The 22877-nt window shown below is 72.9% G+C and carries 22 protein-coding genes and 1 riboswitch; of the genes, 11 read left to right on the top strand and 11 right to left on the bottom strand.

The features are described 5' to 3' along the window. Positions 1-152 precede the first annotated feature (152 nt). Positions 153-1391, top strand: a complete 1239-nt coding sequence (locus HN013_RS09685) for a serine hydrolase (RefSeq protein WP_171165162.1) — start codon at positions 153-155, stop codon at positions 1389-1391. A 46-nt stretch (positions 1392-1437) separates the two neighbouring features. On the opposite strand, the gene HN013_RS09680 is transcribed toward HN013_RS09685, so the two are convergent. Further along, positions 1438-1782, bottom strand: a complete 345-nt coding sequence (locus HN013_RS09680; RefSeq protein ID WP_171165161.1) for a helix-turn-helix domain-containing protein — start codon at positions 1780-1782, stop codon at positions 1438-1440. Positions 1783-1852: 70 nt separating this feature from the next. Between HN013_RS09680 and HN013_RS09675 the strand changes: the two genes are divergently transcribed. Continuing rightward, positions 1853-3112: an MFS transporter gene (locus HN013_RS09675; RefSeq protein ID WP_171165160.1), complete on the top strand. Its 1260-nt coding sequence runs from the start codon at positions 1853-1855 to the stop codon at positions 3110-3112. Positions 3113-3185: 73 nt separating this feature from the next. Here HN013_RS09675 and HN013_RS09670 read toward each other — a convergent pair whose 3' ends face one another. Beyond that, positions 3186-3887: a copper homeostasis protein CutC gene (locus HN013_RS09670; RefSeq protein WP_171165159.1), complete on the bottom strand. Its 702-nt coding sequence runs from the start codon at positions 3885-3887 to the stop codon at positions 3186-3188. 1406 nt (positions 3888-5293) lie between these two features. Between HN013_RS09670 and HN013_RS09665 the strand changes: the two genes are divergently transcribed. Then, entirely contained in the window at positions 5294-6034 is a 741-nt protein-coding gene (locus HN013_RS09665) for a hypothetical protein (RefSeq protein ID WP_171165158.1), read from the top strand. Continuing rightward, positions 6018-6713 carry a hypothetical protein gene (locus tag HN013_RS09660; RefSeq protein WP_171165157.1) on the top strand — a complete coding sequence of 232 codons (696 nt, stop codon included), beginning with the start codon at positions 6018-6020 and terminating at the stop codon, positions 6711-6713. Before HN013_RS09665 ends, HN013_RS09660 begins: the two co-directional genes overlap by 17 nt. A gap of 62 nt (positions 6714-6775) precedes the next feature. On the opposite strand, the gene HN013_RS09655 is transcribed toward HN013_RS09660, so the two are convergent. Together HN013_RS09655 and HN013_RS09650 are read right to left on the bottom strand one after the other, a co-directional pair. Continuing rightward, entirely contained in the window at positions 6776-7045 is a 270-nt protein-coding gene (locus HN013_RS09655; protein ID WP_171165155.1) for a DUF4031 domain-containing protein, read from the bottom strand. A 31-nt stretch (positions 7046-7076) separates the two neighbouring features. Then, on the bottom strand, positions 7077-7439 hold the full coding sequence (locus HN013_RS09650; RefSeq protein WP_171165153.1) for a hypothetical protein: 363 nt from the start codon (positions 7437-7439) through the stop codon (positions 7077-7079). Between the two features lie 63 nt (positions 7440-7502). Between HN013_RS09650 and HN013_RS09645 the strand changes: the two genes are divergently transcribed. The 3 genes from HN013_RS09645 to HN013_RS09635 all read left to right on the top strand — a co-directional run bounded on the left by HN013_RS09645 (position 7503) and on the right by HN013_RS09635 (position 10983). Further along, a complete protein-coding gene (locus HN013_RS09645) occupies positions 7503-8450 on the top strand; it encodes a MurR/RpiR family transcriptional regulator (RefSeq protein ID WP_312018550.1) in 948 nt (315 codons plus the stop codon). Between the two features lie 17 nt (positions 8451-8467). Continuing rightward, the gene (gene murQ, locus HN013_RS09640; RefSeq protein ID WP_171165151.1) at positions 8468-9409 is read left to right on the top strand and encodes an N-acetylmuramic acid 6-phosphate etherase; all 942 of its coding nucleotides are present in this window, start codon (positions 8468-8470) and stop codon (positions 9407-9409) included. A 182-nt stretch (positions 9410-9591) separates the two neighbouring features. After that, entirely contained in the window at positions 9592-10983 is a 1392-nt protein-coding gene (locus HN013_RS09635) for a PTS transporter subunit EIIC (protein ID WP_171165149.1), read from the top strand. Between the two features lie 48 nt (positions 10984-11031). Here HN013_RS09635 and groL read toward each other — a convergent pair whose 3' ends face one another. The 4 genes from groL to thrC form a co-directional block, all read right to left on the bottom strand. Next, positions 11032-12654: a chaperonin GroEL gene (gene groL, locus HN013_RS09630; RefSeq protein WP_004954155.1), complete on the bottom strand. Its 1623-nt coding sequence runs from the start codon at positions 12652-12654 to the stop codon at positions 11032-11034. A gap of 466 nt (positions 12655-13120) precedes the next feature. Next, positions 13121-13324, bottom strand: coding sequence for a cold-shock protein (locus HN013_RS09625; RefSeq protein WP_004986573.1), 204 nt, complete (start codon positions 13322-13324; stop codon positions 13121-13123). A 434-nt stretch (positions 13325-13758) separates the two neighbouring features. Then, on the bottom strand, positions 13759-14034 hold the full coding sequence (locus HN013_RS09620; protein ID WP_171165147.1) for a MoaD/ThiS family protein: 276 nt from the start codon (positions 14032-14034) through the stop codon (positions 13759-13761). 95 nt (positions 14035-14129) lie between these two features. Beyond that, positions 14130-15398, bottom strand: coding sequence for a threonine synthase (gene thrC / locus HN013_RS09615; RefSeq protein ID WP_249374864.1), 1269 nt, complete (start codon positions 15396-15398; stop codon positions 14130-14132). Between the two features lie 17 nt (positions 15399-15415). Then, positions 15416-15550: riboswitch (SAM riboswitch) on the bottom strand. A gap of 182 nt (positions 15551-15732) precedes the next feature. Here thrC and HN013_RS09610 point away from each other — a divergent pair. From HN013_RS09610 to HN013_RS09600, 3 genes are all read left to right on the top strand, one after another. Further along, positions 15733-16689 carry a glucosyl-3-phosphoglycerate synthase gene (locus tag HN013_RS09610; RefSeq protein ID WP_171165144.1) on the top strand — a complete coding sequence of 319 codons (957 nt, stop codon included), beginning with the start codon at positions 15733-15735 and terminating at the stop codon, positions 16687-16689. Positions 16690-16730: 41 nt separating this feature from the next. Then, on the top strand, positions 16731-18218 hold the full coding sequence (locus tag HN013_RS09605; protein WP_171165142.1) for a trehalose-6-phosphate synthase: 1488 nt from the start codon (positions 16731-16733) through the stop codon (positions 18216-18218). A gap of 72 nt (positions 18219-18290) precedes the next feature. Then, positions 18291-19049 (top strand): hypothetical protein, encoded by a 759-nt coding sequence (locus HN013_RS09600; protein ID WP_171165134.1) that lies wholly within the window; start codon positions 18291-18293, stop codon positions 19047-19049. Between the two features lie 15 nt (positions 19050-19064). Here the strand turns inward: HN013_RS09600 and otsB are convergent, their stop codons facing one another. The 3 genes from otsB to HN013_RS09585 form a co-directional block, all read right to left on the bottom strand. Then, positions 19065-19928: a trehalose-phosphatase gene (gene otsB, locus HN013_RS09595; RefSeq protein WP_171165132.1), complete on the bottom strand. Its 864-nt coding sequence runs from the start codon at positions 19926-19928 to the stop codon at positions 19065-19067. Positions 19929-20024: 96 nt separating this feature from the next. Further along, positions 20025-20264 (bottom strand): DUF3263 domain-containing protein, encoded by a 240-nt coding sequence (locus HN013_RS09590; RefSeq protein WP_171165124.1) that lies wholly within the window; start codon positions 20262-20264, stop codon positions 20025-20027. A 77-nt stretch (positions 20265-20341) separates the two neighbouring features. After that, a complete protein-coding gene (locus HN013_RS09585) occupies positions 20342-21574 on the bottom strand; it encodes an extracellular solute-binding protein (RefSeq protein ID WP_171165122.1) in 1233 nt (410 codons plus the stop codon). A gap of 294 nt (positions 21575-21868) precedes the next feature. Between HN013_RS09585 and HN013_RS09580 the strand changes: the two genes are divergently transcribed. Beyond that, positions 21869-22780: an SIS domain-containing protein gene (locus tag HN013_RS09580; RefSeq protein ID WP_171165120.1), complete on the top strand. Its 912-nt coding sequence runs from the start codon at positions 21869-21871 to the stop codon at positions 22778-22780. Positions 22781-22877 lie beyond the last annotated feature (97 nt).

The following is a 22877-nucleotide window of genomic DNA, read 5'->3' as shown; positions in this document are numbered from 1 at the left end:
GCCTTGAGCTTGATCAACGCTGCGGCGCCGCGGCCTGGCGTGGAGACATCACCAAGTGCCCGAGCGGCCAAGAGCCCAAGCGGCCAAGAGCCCAAGCGGCCAAGTGGCCAAGTGACCACGTCCCGCCGCCCACCGGAAAGGCGCCACCACCGATGTCCCCGTCCCGCACCCTCACCACGACTCTCACCATGCTCGTCGCCGCCACGGTGCTGGCCTCCACGGCCGCTCCCGCCCTCGCCGCCCCTGCGCGGACGGACGCCCCTGCGCGGACGGACGCCCCGCAGTCCGTGGCGCACCACCACCCCCGTACGGCCGGCCGGGCCGCCCTCCAGCGCGCCCTGGACGCGATCACCGCGGAGGGCGTCCCCGGGGCGGTCGCCGAGGTCCGTGACGAGAACGGCGTGTGGCGCGGGGCGGCCGGGAAGGCCGGCCTGGAGGACGGGCGGCGGGCGCGGGCCGAGGACCGCTTCCGGGCGGGCAGCGTGACGAAGAGCCTCGTCGCCACGGTGGTGCTCCAGCTCGTCGCGGAGCAGAAGCTCGGGCTGGACGACTCCGTCGAGCGCCACCTGCCCGGCCTGCTGCCGCCGGGCCCGCGCGGCGAGCGCGTGACCGTACGTCAGCTGCTGCACCACACCAGCGGACTTCCCGACTACCTCACCGACGACCTCGTCGACCTGTCGAAGCCGGACCAGGTCGTCGACCGGCTGCGGAGCCTGGGCAACGCGCGTTACGCGCCGCGCCAGTTGACAGCCCTGGGCGTGAAGCACGGGTGGAAGTTCGCCCCCGACGAGCAGGGCAAGTGGTCGTACTCCAACACCAATTACGTCGTCCTCGGCCTGCTGGTCGAACGCGCCACCGGGCGCACGCTCGCCCAGGAGATCACCGGCCGCGTCATCCGCCCGCTGCACCTGAAGGACACGTCGTTCCCGACCACGTCCCGGATGCCCGGCCGGCACCACCTGAACGGCTACGAGTGGGCGCCCGGGAGCGACAGGCCCGTGGACTTCACCCGGTTCGACCCCGCGACCATCTGGAGCACCGGAACGGTCATCTCCACCGCACACGACCTGAACACGTTCTTCCGCGCCCTCTCCGACGGCAAGCCGCTCCCGCCGCACCTGCGGAAGGAGATGCACCGCCTGATCCCCATGGGCGCGGGGCGGGAAGGCCGCTCGTACGGGCTCGGGCTGGAGAACAGCACCCGGTTCTGCGGGACCGCCGCGCCGGTGTGGGGGCACTCGGGCAGCGTCGCCGGCTACAACACCTTCAGCTTCGTCACCGCCGACGGGAAGCGGCAGGTGACGCTGTCGATGAACAGGAACTTCAGCAAGTCGCGGGACGCGGACGGCAAGGCGGCGAAGTTCCTGGGCACGGCGCTGTGCCGGAAGTGACCGGTCAGGGACCCGATGACGACGGGGGCGTCGGCAGCGTAGCCCGTCAGCCCTCGGGGCCGCGCTCCGGCAGCTCCGCGACCGCGGCGAGCAGTGTGTCGACCAGGCCGGGGAAGCGGGCGTCGAGGTCCGCGCGGCGCAGCATCATGTGACGGTTGCGGCCGACCACCCGTGTCGAGCTGACCCCGGCCTCGCGCAGGACGCGCATGTGGTGCGAGACGGTCGACTTGTGCAGGTGGGAGACGTTGAGTCGCTCGACGGAGCAGTCGCACTGGACACTCTCCGCGAAAACCCGGAAGAGATGCAGCCGTACCGGGTCCCCCAGGGCCTGCAACACCTTCACCAGCTCGATGTCCTGGACATCGGGCTGGGGCAGCAGTTCACCATCCACTGTTTGACACCTATCCAACAGTCTCTATTGTTTGACGTACGTCCAACCTTACCTGCCCGGAAGGACACCCGTGCGTCTCCGCCTGTTCCTGCTCGCCCTGGGCGCCTTCGCCCTCGGCACCGACTCCATGGTCATGGCCGGGATCCTCGACGGGATCGCCGACGACCTCGACGTCTCCGTCTCCGCCGCCGGCCAGCTCGTCACGGTCTTCGCCGTCACCTACGCGCTGCTCGCCCCCGTCCTCGCCGCCCTCACCGCCCACTGGGACCGCCGCCGGCTGCTGCTCACCGCGCTGGCGGTCTTCACCGCGGCCAACGCGCTCAGCGCCCTGGCACCCGACTACCCGCTGCTGATGGCCACGCGGGTGCTCGCCGCCGCCGGCGGCGCGCTGTACACGCCGACCGCCAACGCCGTCGCCACCAGCCTGGTGCCGCCGGAGCGCCGCGGCCGGGCCATCGCCACCGTGATGGGCGGGATGACCGTGGCCACCGCGCTCGGCGTCCCGCTCGGCGCCTGGCTCGCGGACATCGGCTGGCGCTGGACGATGTGGCTGGTCGTGGCGCTCGGCGCGGTCGCCTTCGGCGGCCTGGCGCTGCTGCTGCGCGGGCTGCCCGCCCCCACCGCCGCCCCCGGCCTCCGCGAGCGGCTGGCGCCGCTGCGCGACCGGCGGGTGGTCGCGGGCGCCGCCACGACCTTCAGCTTCTTCATCGCCGTCAACGCCGTCTACATCTACCTGGCCACCGCCGTCCGCCCGGCCACCGACGGCCACCAGGGCCGGCTGACCCTGATCCTGCTGGCCACGGGCCTCTCCTCGGTCGCCGGCAGCTGGCTCGGCGGCCGGCTGGTCGACCGGGTCGGGGCCCGGGCCGTGCTGTTCACCGGCGGCACCGTCATGGCGGTGTGCTTCACCACCCTGCCCTGGCTGTCGATGACGATGCCCGGAGCCCTCGCCTACGCCCTGGTCAGCCCGATGGCCGCCTGGGCCGTCGCCGTCGCCCTCCCGCACCGGCTCGCCTCCATCGACCCGCCCAGCGCACCCCTGCTCATCTCCCTCAACAGCAGCGCGCTCTACCTCGGCGTCGCCGCGGGCGGCGGCGGGGGCAGCATCGCCATCGCCCTCCTCGGCGAACGGTGGTTCCCCCTCGCCTCGACGGCCCTCAGCCTGGTGGCCCTGCTCCTCACGGCGACGACCGTCCGGCGCGCCGGGCACGGGGGACGCGGCGCACGCGGCGGACCGGTGGCCGCGTCGTCGACGGCCGCGGCGGCCGCGACGGCCGCGACGGACACGGCGTCGCCGGCCGCGGCCGGCCCGGAACGGGCCGAGGTGTGACGGCGGCTCCGGCCGGCGGTCGCCGTGAGGAGCAGGGCCGTCCGTCCCGCCACCCGTCCCGCCATCCGTCCCGCTACCCGTCCAACGCCTCGCGCCAGACGCGTACCGCCGCCGCGTCCACCGGCCCGTCCCAGCCGCCCGGCCGAGCCGCGCCACCGATGTGGAAGCCGTCGATCCCTGCCTCCCTGAGCACCGGGACGTGCTTGAGCTGCAACCCGCCGCCCACCAGGATCCGGGGCTCGTACCCCGGCTCGTCGCCGCGCGCCGCCTCGGTGAGCAGGGTCGGCAGGCCGTCGTCCACACCGGCGGCGGAGCCGGCGGTCAGGTAGGTGTCCAGCCCGGGCCGGTCCGCGAGCTGTTTGCGCAGCGCGTCGCGGTCGGCGGCCCGGTCGATGGCCCGGTGGAACGTCCACCGGGCCTCGGGCCCGATCGCGTCGCAGAGCGCGGAGACCGCGGCGAGATCCACCCGCCCGTCCTCCCCGAGGAACCCGAGCACGAACTCCTCCGCCCCTTCGGCCCGCAGCGCATGCGCCGCAGCGCACAGCGCGTCCAGCTCCGCCGCACCCCCCGCCCCGAAGCCCTCGCAGGACCGCAGCATCACCCGGACGGGGATCCCCACGGCCGCCCGCACCCGCGCGAACGTCTCCCGCCCGGGCGTCAGACCATCGGCAGCCATCTCACTGACCAGCTCCAGCCGGTCCGCCCCACCCGCCTGCGCCGCCACCGCGTCCTCCGCGCCGAGCGCGATCACCTCCAAGATCGCACCGTTACTCACGTGACACCATTCCTCTCAGTAACACACGCAACTTGGGCAACGTGCGCGCAATCCCATACGGCCCGCGCCCTGCAGCTCTCAGCCGTAGCGACGGCAGGGCACCACAGGTCTAGTCCAATAGCACAGCGTAAGTCCTTCGAGACGTTCGCGGCATCAGGGCACCCGGCCGGGTTCACTTCGGGCGAACCGGATCACTGGGTGAGGTGGGGCGGCATGGCGCTTTGTTGGCTGACGGTTTCGTCTCGGGCCCTGCGGGCCCAAGGCGGCCGGCTACGCGGAGCGGAGGCGGGGGCCGGTTGTTTGACTGCTGGTGCTGGGTGGCTGAGGTGAGAGCTCAGGGCTGGTGGGGCGGCATGGTGCTTGCTCGGCGAGCGGTTTCGTCTCGGGCCCTCCGGACCCACAGCGGCCGGCTACGCGGAGCGAGGGCAGGGGCAGGCTTTTGAGTGCGGGAGGTTGAGTGGTGGCGGTGGGGCGGGGTCGGTGGGCGGTTTACATGGCGGGTGCTTGGCCGTCCGCCCCTGTTTCGTCGTTGCGCGCACGCCAAAAACCCGCCGGCTGGGGCGAGGAGGGCGCGGGCGCTGCACTCCGGCGCCGTCGCACGGCCGGTGCCGGAGTGCGAGGCCCTGCCTCCGTGTCAGTGACGGATCAGGGCGGTTTTTTCGGCAGGCCGGGCCGAAAGCGCGCCCAAATCCACCAGTTGACTCCCCTCCCCGCCCCACTGGTCCCACACGCACCAGCAGCCCGGCCCCTTACACAGTCAGGCGGCTTTTGGGCGCGCGCAACGACGAAAGAGGTCGACGGCCGGGCACCCGCCACGTAAACCGCCCACCGACCCCGCCCCACCGCCACCACAACGCACTCGCAGCCAAACACCCGGCCCCGCCTCCGCTCCGCGTAGCCAGCCGCTGTGGGCCCGCAGGGCCCGAGACGAAACCACCGGCCAACACAGCACCATGCCGCCCCACCGCCCCCACAACGCACTCGCAGCCAAACACCCGGCCCGGCCTCCGCTCCGCGTAGCCAGCCGCTGTGGGCCCGCAGGGCCCGAGACGAAACCACCGGCCAACAAAGCACCATGCCGCCCCACCAACCCTGAGCCCTCACCCCAGCCGTCACGCCATCCCGCACTCAACGACCGGCCGCCACACCCGCTCCGCGTAGCCGGCCGCCCTGGGCCCGCAGGGCCCGAGACGAAACCACCAGCCAACAAAGCACCATGCCGCCCCACCGCCCCCAGACCGGCAGGCAGCCGGGCCCACACCCCCGCCGACCCGGCACGGGTTCCGCCACCCCGGCTAGCACCCGGCCTCCCCTCCTCTCCATCCCCCGCAGGCGCCCCGCCCTCTCAATGCCTGGGCCGGTCAATCCGGTTGAAGCCGCACCCGGCGCCTGGGGATGATCGGTGTGTGAGCCACTCCGTGTATGCCAAGCGCGTCCGTGACCGCGGTCTTCCCCTTGCCCGGCGCCACCGTGCCCTGCGGGACGTTGTGGGGCTCTACTGCCCGCTGGGCTTCCACGGCACCTGGGCCTACCTCGGCACGGCGGGGGACCTGCGCAACGACGAGAAGGCGCTGCTGCGCGCTCTGGAGATGCTGGAGGCCAGCCGGACAGTGTGGATCAGGGAGACCGAGGCGTTCGCCGGGCACCGCCGCGGGGAGAAGGCCCGGCACCGGCGTACCCCGCCGCGGGCGCAGGTGCGTTACGTGTACGGGTTCCGTTGGCCCGGCCCCCAGGGCAGGGACGCGATGCTCGGAGAGGTTGAGCGGCTGTGGAACGAGTTCGCGCGGGCGCCGTTTCCCGGCGACGTCCCGCGCGAGGACAAGAGCGCCCTGGCCGAGCTGGACACGTTTCTGGCCGGGTGCGTCTCGACGTACCTCGCGAACGGCGGGAGCCTCGACGCCCACCGTCGGCGCGTGGTCACCGAGGGGGCACCCAAACTGCGCGGGCATCTGTCCCGGCTGGGCTACCGGTCGAACTCTCCCGAGGCGTTCGGTTACGTCCGCACCCTGCTCAAGATGACCGAACTGGTGGCCAACAGCCTTCGACAAGAGAGCCTGGGGATCCAGGAGTCCGATGGGGTGCCGGTTCCCCCAGCGGATGGAACAGGCGAGCGTGCTCCACAATTGCCCCATGGCCAACCCCTCTGAGCACCCGCAAGGCCCCGCGCTCAAGGAGCGCTGGGAGCGTACGGTCCTGGCGGTCCGGGAGGCGGCGGCGGGACCGGCGCCCGGGCGCTATGCCGACGATCTCCTCTCCCGCTGGTCGGAGCCGCAGCGGCGCTACCACACGGTCGCGCACCTGACCGCCGTCCTCGACCGGATCGACGAACTGGCCGACGAACCGACCGGCGAACCGGCCGGGGCCGCCGACGACCCGGTCGGCCTGGCCGCCGTCCGGCTGGCGGCCTGGTTCCATGACGCGGTCTACCTGCCCGAGCGCTCGACCAACGAGGAGCGCAGCGCACGGCTGGCGGAGCGCGCCCTCACCGAGCTAGGGGTGCCGGAGGACGTGACCGCCGAGGTCGTACGGCTCGTTCTGCTGACGGTCGGGCACGACCCGGCCCCGGGGGACCGCAACGGCGAGCTGCTGTGCGACGCGGACCTCGCCGTCCTGGGCGGGTCGCCCGAGGCGTACGCGACGTACGCGGCCGAGGTGCGCCAGGAGTACGGCTTCGTGCCGGACGGGGCGTTCCGCGCCGGCCGGGCGGCCGTGCTGCGTCAACTCCTGGGCCTGGAGAGGCTGTTCCGCACCCCGCAAGGGTACGAGCGGTGGGAACGCACCGCCCGGCACAACCTCACCACGGAGCTCGCACTGCTCACGACGTAACCGCACGACGTGACAGGGAGCACGCGGTGGAGCTCAGCCCGTCCGGCGCCGGAAGGGGGCGGTCACCGGTACCTCCCGGCCTTCCGCCGCCGCAGCCCCGCCGCCCGCAGCAGCCGCACCACGTCCCTGCTCCGCACCTCGACCGCGCCGAGCCGCACCGCGTCCGCGTAGGACGACTCGGCGACGTCGTAGTGGTCGCCGTCGAAGGCGCGGTCCGGCAGGCCCATCCGCCCGGCGAACGCGTGCAGTTCGTCGAAGCTGACGTCGCTCACCAGGTGCGACCACATGCGGCCGTGCCCCGGCCACAGCGGCGGGTCGATGTACAGGGTCACCCGACCGTCCCCCGTCCCGTCATCCGGCCCGTCATCCGCGCAGGGCCGAGGACAGCCGGCCGACCGGTGCCACGATCACGGCCTGTTTGGTACAGGCCCAGTGCGGGTCGGGCCCCAGCTCCGGCTCGACCTCCAGGGCGTGCGGGTCGCCCGAGTCCGTGCAGACCGGGCACAGCGGCCAGCGTCCGTGCCGCTCCAGCAGGGCGTCCTGGACGTCCTGGGCGACGAGCCCGGCGACGTAGGCGGCGCCCTCCGGCCACTGCTCGACCCACCACCGCCGGCCGGCCACCGCGTCCTCGACCAGCGAGACGATGTCCGGCTCGGCCACGCCCCCGGCGGTCAGGTCGTCCAGGACGAGCGCCCGGGCCGCGTGCAGTGCTTGTTCGAGCTCCATGTGCACCATTGTCCGGGACGCGAAAGGTTGACGGCACATCCCGCTGAAAATACCTTTCAACAGGTGAGCAGCGATCCGAAGGAAATCGCCGAACGCCCCCTCCACCGCCTCCACCGGCCCCCCGCGCCCCCGGCCCCCGCCGCGCTGGCGTCCAAGGTCCGCACGCTCGCCCCCTCCATGACCCGCTCGATGCAGCGCGTCGCCGACGCCCTGGTGGCCGACCCGGCCGGGGCGGCCGGCCTCACCGTCACGGGCCTCGCCGGGCGCACCGGCACCAGCGAGGCCACCGTCGTCCGCACGGCCCGCGCCCTGGGCTACCCCGGCTACCGCCAGCTGCGCCTGGCCCTCGCCGCGCTGGCCGCGGACCAGGCCGCGGGGCGGGCGCCGGCCGTCACGGCGGACATCGCCGTGGACGACCCGCTGCCGAGCGTCGTCGCCAAACTCGCCCACGACGAGGCCCAGTGCCTGGCCGACACGGCCGCCGGGCTCGACACCACGGCACTGGAGGCGGCGGTGGCCGCGCTCGCGGGCGCCCGGCGCGTCGACGTCTACGGCATAGGGGCCTCCCACCTCGTCGGCCAGGACCTCGTCCAGAAGCTGCTGCGCATCGGCGTGATCGCGCACGCCCCCACCGACCCCCACCTGGCCGTCACCAACGCCGTCCAGCTGCGCTCCGGCGACGTGGCCATCGCCATCACCCACTCCGGCCGGACCACCGATGTCATCGAACCCCTGCGGGTCGCCTTCGAGCACGGTGCGACCACCGTCGCCGTGACCGGCAACCCGGGCGGCGGCATCGGCCAGTACACCGACCACGTCCTCGCCACGTCCACCGCCCGGGAGAGCGAGCTGCGACCGGCCGCGATGTCGAGCCGGACCAGCCAGCTGCTGGTGGTCGACTGCCTGTTCATCGGCGTCGCGCAACGGACGTACGAACGGGCCGCGCCCGCCCTCTCCGCCTCCTACGAGGCACTCGCCCACCGCCACGACCCGCGGCCCGACCCGCGCTGATCCGAGGGAAGGCCACCATGACGTCACCCGCCGCCTTCGCCGCACTCCGCGCCCAGCTGGCCGCCCTCACCACCGAGGCGTTCCGCCCCGAACTGGCGGACATCGACCGGCTGCCGACCCTGGACATCGCGCGTCTCATGAACGCCGACGACGCCACGGTCGCCACCGCGGTCGCCGCCCGGCTGCCCGCCATCGCCGCCGCCATCGACGCCACCGCCGAACGGATGGCCCGCGGCGGCCGGCTGGTCTACGCGGGCGCGGGCACCGCGGGACGGCTCGGGGTGCTGGACGCCAGCGAGTGCCCGCCGACCTTCGCCACCGACCCCGGCCGCGTGGTCGGGCTGATCGCCGGCGGCCCCGAGGCCCTGGTGACGGCCGTCGAAGGAGCCGAGGACCGGGCCGACGCCGCCGGGGCCGACCTCGCCGCCCTCGGCATCACCCCCGACGACACCGTCGTCGGCGTCTCCGCCTCCGGCCGCACCCCCTACGCCGTCGGCGCCGTCACCAGCGCCCGCCGGGCCGGCGCGCTCACCATCGGGCTCTCCTGCAACGCCGGCTCGGAGCTCGGCGCCGCCGCCGAGCACGCCGTCGAGGTCGTCGTCGGCCCCGAACTGATCACCGGTTCGACCCGGCTCAAGGCAGGCACCGCCCAGAAGCTCGTCCTCAACATGCTCTCGACCATCACCATGATCCGGCTCGGCAAGACCTACGGGAACCTGATGGTCGACCTCCGCGCCTCCAACGACAAGCTGCGGGCGCGGTCCCGGCATATCGTCGCGCTGGCGACGGGGGCGGGGGATGCGGAGATCGAGGCTGCGCTGGCGGAGACGGGTGGGGAGGTCAAGGACGCGATTCTGGTGCTGCTGGGTGGGGTGGACGGGGCTACGGCGGGGCGGTTGCTGGAGGCGGCCGGGGGGCATTTGCGGGTCGCGCTGGAGGGCGCGCGGCGGGAGGGGTGAGCCCCGGTCCCTCCCCCGGAGGGGGCACCCCCAACGGGCTGAGACAGCCCGTCCGGCGTTTGAGGACAACCGCGCGGAGCGCGGTTTCGGGGGTGCGGGGTCCTCCCCGCAGAAACGGTGAAAGGGAGGGACCGGGGCACCCCACCGTTACGAAAGCGCCCCCCGCGGGGCAAGCATCTCCCATGCCCGCACCCGACCCCACCGACAACCTCACCACCACCCTCCTCCCCCTCCTCGGCGGCCCCACCAACCTCCGCTCCATCACCCACTGCATGACCCGCCTCCGCCTGGAGGTCGCCGACCCGACCCTCGTCCGTGAGGCGGAACTCCGCGCCCTCCCCGGCGTCCTCGGCCTGGTCACGGACGGCACCGCCTACCAGGTCGTCCTGGGCCCAGGAACGGCCGCCCGGGTGGCCGCCGCCCTCGGACACCCCCCAGACACCGCCATCACCCTCGCCACCCGCGGCGCCACCCTCCGCGCCGACCAGCAGGCCCGCAACGCCACCCCGGCCAAACTCGCCCTCCGCCGCATCGCACAGATCTTCGTCCCGCTCATCCCGGCCCTGATCGGCTGCGGCATCATCGCCGGCCTCGCCGGACTGCTCGCCAACCTGCGCTGGCTGCCCGCCCTCGTCCCGGCGCTGACCGCGATCGCCTCCGGCTTCATGTCGCTGATCGGGGTGTTCGTCGGATACCGCACGGCCCGGGAGTTCGGCGGGACTCCGATCCTCGGCGGAGCCGTCGCGGCGATCGCGGTCTGGCCGGGGGTGACCCAAGTAGACGCGTTCGGACTCAAGTTGACGCCCGGGCAGGGCGGAGTGCTGGGCGCACTCGCTGCGGCACTGCTCGCGGTGGTCGTGGAGAGGGCGTGCCGCCGCGTCGTCCCCGAGGCCCTGGACGTCCTCGTCACCCCGGCGCTGACGGTCCTGCTCCCCGGACTGGCGACGCTGTACGGGCTGATGTGGGCGGCGGGTGAAGTCTCCGCCGCCGTCGGCCACTTCGCCGACACGCTGCTGTCCCGCGGCGGCGCCCCGGCCGGCTTCGTGCTCGGGGGGCTGTTCCTGCCGCTGGTGATGCTGGGGCTGCACCAGGCGCTGATCCCGCTCCACACCACGCTGATCAGCGAGCAGGGCAGCACGGTCCTGCTGCCGATCCTCGCCATGGCGGGCGCGGGCCAGGTGGGCGCGGCCCTCGCGGTCTACGTGCGGCTGTCGCGTGACGCGTCCGTCCGGCGGACGGTGCGTTCCGCGCTTCCGGCGGGGCTGCTGGGGATCGGGGAGCCACTGATCTACGGGATCTCCCTGCCGCTGGGGCGGCCGTTCGTGACGGCCTGCGTCGGGGGCGCGTTCGGCGGCGGGTTCGTGGGGTTCATGGCCCAGGAGGGCGGCAGGGTGGGCGCGACGGCGATCGGACCGTCGGGGTGGGCGCTGTTCCCGCTGCTCAAGGGCGATCACGGGTTGGGTGGAGCGATCGCCGTCTACGCGGCGGGGCTCCTGGTGGGGTACGCCGCCGGCTTCGCGGCCACGTACTTCTTCGGCTTTCCCCGGGAACGCCCGAGGGCGGCACCCCCGTGATGGGGGTGCCGCCCTCGGTCTGCTTCAGGACCGGCGAGCCTGGTGGGCTCAGAAGTCCATCTCGCCACCGGGCATGCCGCCCGGAGCGGCCGCGGCGGCCTTCTCCGGCTTGTCGGCGATGACGGCCTCGGTGGTGAGGAAGAGCGCCGCGATGGAGGCGGCGTTCTGCAGGGCGGAGCGGGTGACCTTCGCCGGGTCGATGATGCCCTCGGCGATCATGTCGACGTACTCACCGGTCGCGGCGTTGAGGCCGTGGCCGACGGTCAGGTTGCGGACCTTCTCCACGACGACGCCGCCCTCGAGACCACCGTTGACGGCGATCTGCTTGAGCGGGGCCTCCAGGGCCAGCTTGACGGCGTTGGCACCGGTGGCCTCGTCGCCCTCGAGCTCCAGCTTCTCGAACACCTGGGAGGCCTGGAGCAGGGCCACGCCACCACCGGCGACGATGCCCTCCTCGACGGCCGCCTTCGCGTTGCGAACGGCGTCCTCGATGCGGTGCTTGCGCTCCTTGAGCTCGACCTCGGTCGCGGCACCGGCCTTGATGACGGCCACGCCGCCGGCCAGCTTCGCGAGGCGCTCCTGGAGCTTCTCCCGGTCGTAGTCCGAGTCGCTGTTCTCGATCTCGGCGCGGATCTGGTTGACGCGGCCCTGGACCTGGTCGCTGTCACCGGCACCGTCGACGATGGTCGTCTCGTCCTTGGTGATGACGACCTTGCGGGCGCGGCCGAGCAGGTCGAGACCGGCGTTCTCCAGCTTGAGGCCGACCTCCTCGGAGATGACCGTGCCACCGGTGAGGATGGCGATGTCGCCGAGCATGGCCTTGCGGCGGTCGCCGAAGCCCGGGGCCTTGACGGCGACGGACTTGAAGGTCCCGCGGATCTTGTTGACCACCAGGGTCGACAGGGCCTCGCCCTCGACGTCCTCGGCGATGATCAGCAGCGGCTTGCCGGACTGCATGACCTTCTCGAGGAGCGGCAGCAGGTCCTTGACCGAGCTGATCTTCGAGTTGACGATCAGGATGTACGGGTCGTCGAGCGACGCCTCCATACGCTCCATGTCGGTGGCGAAGTACGCCGAGATGTAGCCCTTGTCGAAGCGCATACCCTCGGTGAGCTCCAGCTCCAGACCGAAGGTCTGGGACTCCTCGACGGTGATGACGCCTTCCTTGCCGACCTTGTCCATGGCCTCGGCGATGAGCTCGCCGATCTGGGTGTCGGCGGCGGAGATGGAGGCCGTGGAGGCGATCTGCTCCTTGGTCTCGACGTCCTTCGCCTGCTCCAGGAGGGCGGCGGAGACGGCCTCGACGGCCTTCTCGATGCCGCGCTTCAGGGCCATCGGGTTGGCGCCGGCGGCCACGTTGCGCAGACCCTCGCGGACCAGCGCCTGGGCGAGGACGGTCGCGGTCGTCGTGCCGTCACCGGCGACGTCGTCCGTCTTCTTCGCGACCTCCTTGACCAGCTCGGCGCCGATCTTCTCGTACGGGTCCTCCAGCTCGATCTCCTTGGCGATGGACACACCATCGTTGGTGATCGTGGGGGCGCCCCACTTCTTCTCAAGGACGACGTTGCGGCCCTTGGGGCCGAGGGTGACCTTGACGGCGTCGGCGAGCTGGTTCATACCGCGCTCAAGGCCGCGCCGCGCCTCCTCGTCGAACGCGATGATCTTGGCCATGTGAAGTGGTCCTCCCGGACTGGGGGTGGATTGCTCCGGACCGCACAGGCGCCCGCGACGGACGGTTCGCGCGCTCGGCGGTTCCTTGCCCCACCGGACTCGCGGACCTCACCGACGGTCCAAGTCTGTCACTCTCACTCGGAGAGTGCTAAGCCAATGATTAGCACTCGGCACCTCCGAGTGCAAGCGTCCCTCCGAAGATCGGGGTCATCCCGGAGGCCTCCCTCAGGGTGCCCCGGAGACCCTTCCCCACCCACCCCCGACGCACTCCCCGGGTCCCGCGCCCCTCGCACCGCAGCATCCGGATCCGGGCACCCGAAGGACCCACGTATCCGGATCCGGGCGCCGCGAAGGACCCACGTATCCGGATCCGGGCAGCGCGAAGGGCCCGCACCTTCGGGTACGGGCCCCTTCGACAGGCTGAGCGATCCGGAGTCCGAGCACTCCGGTGGTCGATGCGCCGCGGTCAGGCGGTCACCCTCACCATGTCCGCCTGCGGCCCCTTCTGGCCCTGCGAGATCTCGAACTCGACCCGCTGCCCCTCTTCCAGGGTGCGGTAGCCGTCCATCTGAATCGCGCTGTAGTGGACGAAAACATCCGCACCACCGTCGACCGCGATGAAGCCGTACCCCTTCTCCGCGTTGAACCACTTGACGGTGCCCTGAGCCATGCCTAACTCCCCTATTACTGGCCCTTGCGCGGGACCCGCACTTCGCGGACCCGGGTCAGACCTCACCCCTTGTGACACCGAGGGGTGTGCGCCGGAACGCGTCGACCGCGGCTGAATGTATCTGCACGGATGCCGTCTGCAACAGGTCAGACGGACGAGAAATACCGGCATCGCCGAGCGGCGAAAGCCGGTGAACTGGGGATGTTCCAGGGCAAGTCGGGCCGGACATACGCCGGCCAACCCGACAATTCGCACACCTAATTCGCGCGCAACTTGACGGGTTCTCATATGCGTTCGGCTCTGACACCGGAGGGGGAACGCCCCAACTGTATCGCGCTTCAACAGACGGAATCGCCCCGTCCGTTTCCGGCCGGGGCGCTCCGTGTTCTGTGCGGTGATGTTGTGAAATGCCGGGGTGACGGGCCGTCGGCCGGTCAGCCGCCCGCGACGGCCGGGATGATCGACACACCGGCCCCGTCCGGGGTCGCCGCCTCCAGGCCGCCCTCGAAGCGGACGTCGTCGTCGTTGACGTACACGTTCACGAAGCGGCGCAGCCGACCCGTCTCGTCGAGCACCCGGGCGGCGATCCCCGGGTGGTTCTTCTCCAGGTCGCCGATCACCTCGGACAGGTTCGCCCCCTCGGCGGGGACCTCGGCGCGGCCGCCGGTGTAGGTGCGGAGGATGGTGGGGATGCGGACGGTGACGCTCATGGGGTTCGCCTTTCTGGTGCGCGTGTTGATGAGTGGTTGTCCGGTGCGGAAGTTGAGGGAGTTACGGGAGGGGCGTCCGCAAGAACGCCCGCCCCCTACCCCAGCCCCGCCGCCCGGAACGCCTCCACGCTCGGCCGGATCGTGGCCGTCGGCCCCGCCGCCACCGCGTCCAGCGTCTTCAGCCCGTCGCCCGTGTTGAGCACGACGGTGGTCAGCGACGGATCGAGCGCGCCGGACTCCAGCAGCTTCCGCGTCACCCCCACGGTCACCCCGCCCGCGGTCTCGGCGAAGATCCCCTCCGTGCGGGCGAGCAGCCGGATCGCGTCCACGATCTGCGCGTCGGTCACATCCTCCACGGCCCCGCCGGTGCGGCGGGCGATGTCCAGGACGTAGGGACCGTCGGCGGGGTTGCCGATGGCCAGCGACTTGGCGATGGTGTCGGGCTTCACGGGGCGCACCACGTCCTGGCCGTCCTTGAACGCCCGGGAGACCGGGGAGCAGCCCTCCGCCTGGGCGCCGAAGATCCGGTAGGGACGGTCCTCGACCAGCCCGAGGGCGATCAGCTCCTTCAGCCCCTTGTCGATCTTCGTCAGCTGGGAGCCGGAGGCGACGGGCACGACGAGCTGGTCGGGCAGCCGCCAGCCGAGCTGCTCGCAGATCTCGTAGGCGAGGGTCTTGGAGCCCTCGCCGTAGTAGGGGCGGAGATTGACGTTGACGAAGCCCCAGCCCTCCCCCAGCGGATCGCCGATGAGCTCGGAGCAGAAGCGGTTGACGTCGTCGTAGGTGCCCTCGATGCCGACGAGGTCGCCGCCGTAGACGGCGGCCATGACGACCTTCCCGGCCTCCAGGTCGTGCGGGATGAAGACGCAGGACCGGAACCCGGCGCGGGCGGCCGCCGCCCCGACGGCACCGGCCAGGTTGCCCGTCGAGGAGCAGGAGAGGGTGGTGAAGCCGAAGGCGCGCGCCGCCTCGACGGCGACGGCGACGACGCGGTCCTTGAAGGAGTGCGTGGGGTTGCCCGAGTCGTCCTTGACGTGCAGCTCACCGGTCACGCCCAGCTCTCGGGCGAGGTTGCCGGCCCGGACGAGCCGGGTGAAACCGGGTTCGAGGTTGGGCCGTGAGGCGACGTCGGCGGGGACGGGCAGCAGGGGCGCGTACCGCCAGATGCTGGCAGGACCGGACTCGATCCGGCGCCGCAGCCCCTCCGGGTCGCCGAGCGGCAGCTCGTAGGCGACCTCCAGCGGGCCGAAGCAGGAGGCACAGGCGAAGACCGGTCCGAGCGGGAGGCGCTCGCCGCACTCGCGGCAGGACAGCGCGACGGCGGGACCGAAGGAAGTAACGCGTTCAACGGCTTGCACAGCCATGGAGGCGAGGCCCTTTCTCCTCATCTTCCCCGTGGCGCACCTCGCCACGAGACGGAATTGGCACCTTCCCCGCCGGGAGCCTCACAAGGAGACCGGCTGGAGGGTTGCCGGGGCTTCAACGGGCCGTGTCCCTCTGCCCCTCTGGATGAGCGGTATGGCGCTGGGCGTCGCCCAGGCGTTTGTGGCACGCAGGACCCCGACATACGGGCGCGGTCCGCGTTGTTCAAGACTGTAACGGAAGGCGCGGCGCCCTGAGAGGGCCGTCCGTACCGCGAGATGCGTCACAACCACGCCGGACAACCGCACCGGACAACCACACCGAGGAGTCGTACACGTGCTGGAAGAGGTGGAGCGCTGGCTGGCCCGGCGGTCCTGGACCGCCGCAGACCGCCCGCTCGACCGGCTGCTCGCCGCGAAGCGCGAGACGGGCACCACCGTCAGCGTGGTCCTGCCCGCGCTGAACGAGGAGGCCACGGTCGGGGACATCGTGACCGCGATCCGTCGCGACCTGATGACGGCACCCCCCACAGGCGTCCCCCTGGTGGACGAGCTGGTGGTGCTGGACTCCGGCTCGACGGACGGCACGGCCGGCGCCGCCCGGGCCGCCGGGGCCCGCGTCGAGCACCGCGACGACGTGCTGCCCGGCCTGCCGGCCGTCCCCGGCAAGGGCGAGGTGCTGTGGCGCTCCCTGCTGGTGACCTCCGGCGACGTCGTCTGCTTCGTCGACGCCGATCTGCGCGACTTCTCGTCCACGTTCGTCTCCGGGATCGTCGGCCCGCTGCTGACCGAGCCGGACGTGGACTTCGTCAAGGCCATGTACGACCGCCCGCTCGGCGGGGCGGCGGGCCAGGGCGGCCGGGTCACCGAGCTGGTGGCCCGCCCGCTGCTCAATCTGCACTGGCCGCGGCTGGCCGGATTCGTACAGCCGCTGGGCGGCGAGTACGCGGCCCGCCGCTCGCTGCTGGAGCGGCTGCCGTTCCCCGTCGGCTACGGCGTGGAGCTCGGGCTGCTGGTCGACGCGCTGCACACGGTGGGCCTGGACGCGCTGGCCCAGGTGGACGTGGGGGTCCGCAGGCACCGGCACCAGGACGGGCGGGCGCTGGGCCGGATGGCCGCCGCGATCTACCGCACCGCACAGCTGCGGCTGGGCCGCGAGCCGCTGGTGCGCCCGGCGCTGACCCAGTTCGAACGTACGGCGGACGGCTTCGTTCCGCGGACCTACCCCGTGGACACCGAGGAGCGCCCGCCGATGGCCGGGATCCCCGAGTACGCGCGGCGCCGCGCGGCGTAAGCGTACGTTTGAGCGGTTGGCGGGGTGGCAAGGCTCGCGTCATGGTCGCTGAGCACGTGCACTCCGCCCCGATCGTCGTGGCCTCCAACCGCGGCCCGGTCGCGTACCGGATCGCCGAGGACGGCACCCTGACCGCGGGCCGGGGCGGAGGCGGGCTGGTCTCCGGGCTCAGCGCCATCGGCGCGGACGCCGGGGCGGTGTGGGTCTGCGCCGCGCTCGGCGAGGGCGACCGGCTCGCGGCCCGCCGCGCGGGCCGCAGACTCGACCCCGCCGACACGGGCGGCCACCGGGTGCGGATGCTGGACATCCCGGCCGAGACGTTCGCCGCCGCGTACAACGGCGTCGCCAACTCCGTGCTGTGGTTCGTCCACCACCTGCTCTACCAGACCCCACTGGAGCCCGCCTTCGACGCCGAATTCCGCGAGCAGTGGGCCGCCTACGAGGCGTACAACGCCGCGTTCGCGGACGCCCTCGCGGAGGAGGCCGCCGAGGGCGCCGCCGTGCTCGTCCAGGACTACCACCTGACGCTGGTCCCCGGGCTGCTCCGCGAGCGCCGCCCCGACCTGCGCATCGGCCACTTCTCGCACACGCCCTGGGCCCCGCCGGACTACTACCGGATGCTGCCGGACGACGTGGCGGCGCAGGTGCTGCGCGGCATCCTGGGCGGCGACCGCGCGGCGTTCCTCACCCGCCGCTGGGCCGACGCGTTCGCCGCCTGCTGCGCGGACGTGCTCGGCGCGGAGGTCGAACGGACGGACGGGACCGCGACGGCCGTGCGCTTCGAGGGGCGCACGACCCTCCTCGGCGTCCACGGGCTGGGCGCGGACGCCGCCTTCCTCCGCGAGCGCGCCCACCGGCCGGACGTCGAGGAGCGGATGGCCGCCCTGCGGAAGCAGATCGGACCGGGCCGCAAAACGATCGTCCGCGTGGACCGCACCGAGCTCTCGAAGAACATCGTGCGCGGCCTCTACGCCTACCGGCGGCTCCTGCTGGACCACCCGCAGTGGCACGGCCGCGTCGTGCACATCGCGTTCGCCTACCCCTCCCGGCAGGACCTCGCCGTGTACCGCGACTACACGGCGGAGGTGGAACGCGTCGCGGACGGCATCAACGAGGAGTTCGGGACGGCGGACTGGCAGCCGGTCGCCCTGCACGTCAAGGACGACTTCGCGCGCTCCCTGGCCGCCTACCGGATGGCGGACGTCGCCCTGGTCAACCCCATCCGCGACGGGATGAACCTGGTCGCCAAGGAGGTGCCGGTCGTCTCCGACGACGGCTGCGCCCTGGTGCTCTCCCGGGAGGCGGGGGCCGCGGCCGAACTGGGCGCGGACGCGATCCTCGTCAACCCGTACGACATCGAGGCCACGGCCCGCGCCCTGCACGAGGCGCTGCTGATGGAGCCGGACCGGCGCGCGGAACGCACGGAGCGGCTGGCCGCGGCGGCGACGGCGCTGCCGCCGGCGCGGTGGTTCGTCGAACAGCTGGAGGCTCTGCGGGCGTTGGGGCCGACGGCCGAACGGGGCGCGTGACGGCGTCCCGTTCGCGCCGGTGTGCTTCGCCCGCCCCGCTGACGGGTGGGGCGGGCGGGTAATCATCGGGGCATGTCGATCGCATCGCGCGGGTTCGCCCTGGCGGCGGCCACGGCCGCCGTCGCCGTCCTCGCCGTGACCACGTCCGGCTGTTCGTCGGAATCCGACGACAAGAAGTCCGAGTCCAAGGGAGGCGCGGCCGGGAGCACGGCGTCGCCCTCGGCACCCGGCGCCTCCGGCGGCAGCCCGTCCGCCGGTGCCGGCGACGGGACGATACCGGACGGGCCGGGCCCCCAGTCCTCGTACACCGTGCAGAAGCAGCCCGCCCCGGGCACCTGCACCTACCGCTGGACCGCGGCCAAGGAGCCGCTGCCCGACCCCAAGTGCACACCGGGCGCGACCAATCCGAAGGTCACCCCGGCCACGCTGAAGACGACGATCTGCCGCAGCGGCTACACCAAGGACATCCGGCCGCCCACGAACATCACCGGCCGGGAGAAGACGGCCAACGCCGCCTCCTACGGCTACAAGAAGTCCCTGCGCGACGCCGAGTACGACCACCTCATCAGCCTCCAGCTCGGCGGCGACCCCAACGACCCGCGCAACCTGTGGGTCGAGCCGCCCTCCCCGGGCCACAAGGAGGGCGCCGGGCCGAACAACCCCAAGGACTCCGTCGAGACGAAGCTGAAGCACGCCATCTGCGCGGGCAAGGCCGATCTGCGGAAGGCGCAGCAGGCCATCGCGCGGGACTGGACGACCGCGCTGGCGGCGGTCGGCGTCAAGGACGACGGGAAGGGGCGGCGGGAGACGGCCGACGCGGACGGCGACTGAGGGCGAGGCCGGCCCTCAGCGCGACTCCAGCCCGTCCGCCAGCGCCCCCAGCAGCTCCACGACGCCCCTCGGGCCGTCCACGACGAGGTCCGCGCGGGCGGCGAGTTCGGTGACCTCGTTGCTGCCGCTGCACACCAGGAGGCCGGTCAGCCCGTCGGCGCGCAGCCGCTCCACGGCGTCGAAGGCGGCCAGGTCGCCGAGGTCGTCCCCGGCGTAGAGGACGCACTCGGCGCCGGTCGCGCGGACGTGGTCGGCGAGGGCGACGCCCTTGTCCATGCCCGGCGGGCGCAGCTCCAGCACCAGCCGGCCCGGTTCGACGATCAGCCCGTGCCGTGCGGCGAGTTCGGCCAGCGGCTTCTCCAGCGCCCGGAAGGCGGCCTGGGGGTCGGGGGCGCGGCGGGTGTGGACGGCGATGGCCCGGCCGCCCTTGTTCTCGATGGGCGCGGTCTCCACCCAGGTGCCGCGCCAGGCCCCCGACGCGTCGAGCACACCGGGCAGTTCGGCCTGGACGGCGGCGATGCCGGGGTGCGGCGCGGGCGACCGGACGGTGCCGGTGGCCGCGTCCCAGCGTTCGGCGCCGTAGTGGCCGAGGACGGCCAGCCGGTCCAGGCCCGGCACCCCGGCGAAGCCGCCGTAGCGGACGGCGACCCCCGCCGGGCGGCCGGTGATCACCGCCACGGAGCCCAGCCGCGGCGCGAGCCGGGCGAGGGCGGGGACGGCCTCCGGGTGCGCTCGGGCGCGCTCGGGGTCGGGGACGATCTCCGCGAGCGTGCCGTCGAAGTCCAGGGCGACGATCGCGCGTTCGGGCCGGGCGAGGAGCGCGGCGAGGCCCTCGCGCCCGGCGGACGTCAAGGGTTCCGGAAGGGGGTGGCTGCCCATGACAACGACCCTACCCAGGCGCGGGCCGCCAAGACGGGCCTTCGCGATTTCGACGGGCCTTCGCGATTTCACCGTCGGAGACCGGCAGGGCCGGGCTCAGCGGCGGGCCCGGCGGGCGTCGCGGAGCCGGCGCAGCCGGTTGACGGTGACGGGGTCGTGGGCGAGCGCCCGCGGATCGTCCAGCAGCGCGTTGAGCAGCTGGTAGTAGCGGGTGGGCGTGATACCGAGCCGCTCGCGCACGACCCGTTCCTTGGCCCCGGGCCCGGGCCACGACCGCCGCTCCAGGGCGAGCACGGCCCGGTCGCGCTCGGAGAGCGGCCGCTCGCTTTCTTCCATGCGGTCCAGCGTAGGGGACGGCCGGAGGCGGGCGGGACGGCCGGGAAGTCCGTCCGTCCGTCCCTCCGGAGCCCTGCCTAGCGCGCGACGCCGTCCGTGGAGTCCGCCTCGCGCTGGATCTCGTCGAGGATGCCCTCCACGTCCGCGCCCTTCTGCACGGTCGCGCCGATCTTCTCCTTGATCGTCTTGCTGACCTTGGCCCAGGACGTCTTGTCCGCGGGGTAGAACTCGGCGTTCTTCAGCGGTTCCAGGAAGGGCCGCAGCTTCTTCCGCCGCGGGGAGTCGTCCCTGTACATCTGCGCCGAGGCGGACGAGGTGACCGGCAGCAGGTCGTACTTGCCGGTGAAGTCCAGCACGGTCTGGGTGCCGTAGAGGAAGTCGAGGAAGAGGCCGGCCTCCTTGCGGTTGCCGCCCTGCTTGAACGCCATGATCCAGTCGGCGACGCCCATCGTCGACTGGGCCTTGCCGTTGGCGCCGGGCAGCGGCGCCCTCCCGTACTTCACCTGGCCGGCCTCGGCCTGCTCCATCAGGCTCGGGTGGCCGTGGAGCATGCCGACCTGGCCCTTCGAGAAGGCGTTGAAGAGCTCCTGGCGGTTGGTGCGGGCGGGGTTGCCGGGGCCGGTGAGCCCCTTGCCGACGAGTTCGTCCCGCAGCCAGGTGAACGTCTTGATGTTGGGCTGCGAGCGGATGGTGTAGCTGCCGTTCTTGTCCGTGTAGCTGCCGCCGCCGCCCAGCATCCACAGCATGGTCTCGGCGGGCGCCTCCTCCGGGCCCAGCGGCAGCCCGAACGGGATCTTCACCCCGGCCGCCTTGAGCTTGGCCGCGGCGGCCTGCAGCTCGGCCCAGCTCTCGGGGGCCTTGGCGATCCCGGCCTTGTCGAACAGCGTCTTGTTGTAGAAGAGCAGCCGCGTGGAGGAGACGAACGGCAGGCCGTACTGCATCCGGCGCACCTCGCCCGCGCGGGCGATCGACGAGATGAAGTCGGCCTGGGTGGGTATGGAGAGCAGCTGGTCGGCGCTGTAGAGCTTGCCGGCCGCGGCGAAGTCGGCGTACGCGCCGATCTGCGCGATGTCCGGCGCCTTGCCCTCGGCGACCATGTCGGCGACCTTCTTGTCGACCTCGGTCCAGTTGTAGACCTCGACCTCGACCTTGACGCCCTTGTGGTCGCCCATGAAGGTCCGGGCCACCGATTCCCAGTACTTCTTCGAGCTGTTCTCCGGCTTGCCGTCGCCGTACTCCGCTGCGACCAGCCTCAGCGTCTTACCGCCCCCGGGCCCGCCGTTCCCGCACGCCGAGAGTGCGGGCGCCATCGCCGCCGTCGCGGCACCCGCCGCCGAGAGACCCAAGAACCGCCGCCGCTGCACTTGCTTTCCGCCCTTGTGGTTGTGTCCGTGTGACCGTGCTCGTGACCCTGCCGTGGCGCGGATGACCCGCCCGGTGAAGGCCGCGGGAACCGCCGCCTCCGCACGTTCCTTCCGCGCCACTTTAAGGGCTCTTCGAACACGGACTCGCTCCGGCCTTGCCCTTCCCCCTCCGGGCGACGGGCTGCTATCCACGGTGGGACACGGACGGATCGCTCACGCAGAACGCAAGGAGCCCAGGTCATGGCCGCATCACCCACCGCTTCCGGTTCCCGTACCGCCGCCGAACTGGCCACCCAGCCCGTCTCCTGGCGCCGGGCCGTCGACGCCGTCCCCGGCACCGCCGGGCTGCCGGAGCCCGGGGAGCGCGTCGCCGTCACCGGCTGCGGCACCTCCTGGTTCATGGCCCAGGGCTACGCGGCCCTCCGCGAGGCGGCCGGGCAGGGCGAGACGGACGCCTTCCCCGCGTCGGAGTTCCCCGCGGGCCGCCGCTACGACCGGGTCGTGGCGATCACCCGCTCCGGGACCACGACGGAGGTCCTCGACCTTCTCGGCACCCTCCGCGGCCGCACCCCGCTGCTGGCCCTCACCGCCGACCCCCGCACCCCCGTGCGCGAGGCCGCCGACGCCGTCGCCGTCCTGGACTGGGCCGACGAGCAGTCCGTCGTCCAGACCCGCTTCGCCACCACCGCCCTCGCCCTCCTCCGGGCCGCCCTCCCGGACGGCTCCACCGCCGTCCTGCGCGCCGCCGACGAGGCCGAAGCCGCCCTCGCCGAGCCGCTGCCCGCCGCCCTCCTCGAAGCCGGGCAGTGGACCTTCCTCGGCCGCGGCTGGGCCTACGGGACGGCCCAGGAAGCCGCCCTCAAGATGCGCGAGGCAGCCGGCGCCTGGACCGAGGCCTACCCCGCCATGGAGTATCGCCACGGCCCCGTCGCCATCGCCGCCCCCGGCCGGGTGACCTGGGCCTTCGGCCCCGTGCCCGACGGGCTGGAGGCGGCGGTCGTCCGGGCCGGGGGGATGTTCGTCCATGCCGGGCGGGATCCGCTGGCGGAGCTGGTGCGGGCGCAGCGGGTGGCTGTGGCGGTGGCGGAGGGGCGGGGGTGCGATCCGGATCGGCCGCGGGGGCTGACGCGGAGTGTGGTGCTCGGCGCCTGACGCGGCGGGCGGGTGGGGGTGGGGGTGCCCCGGACCCGCCCTTTCACCGTTTCTTGCGGGGGCAAGCCCCCGCACCCCCCAAACCGCGCTCCGCGCG

Origin of the sequence: Streptomyces sp. I05A-00742 (assembly GCF_013055795.1) — a bacterium.
Lineage (GTDB): Bacteria > Actinomycetota > Actinomycetes > Streptomycetales > Streptomycetaceae > Streptomyces.
The sequence above is the reverse complement of the archived record's forward strand: the minus strand, read 5'-3'. Positions and strand labels throughout refer to the sequence as shown.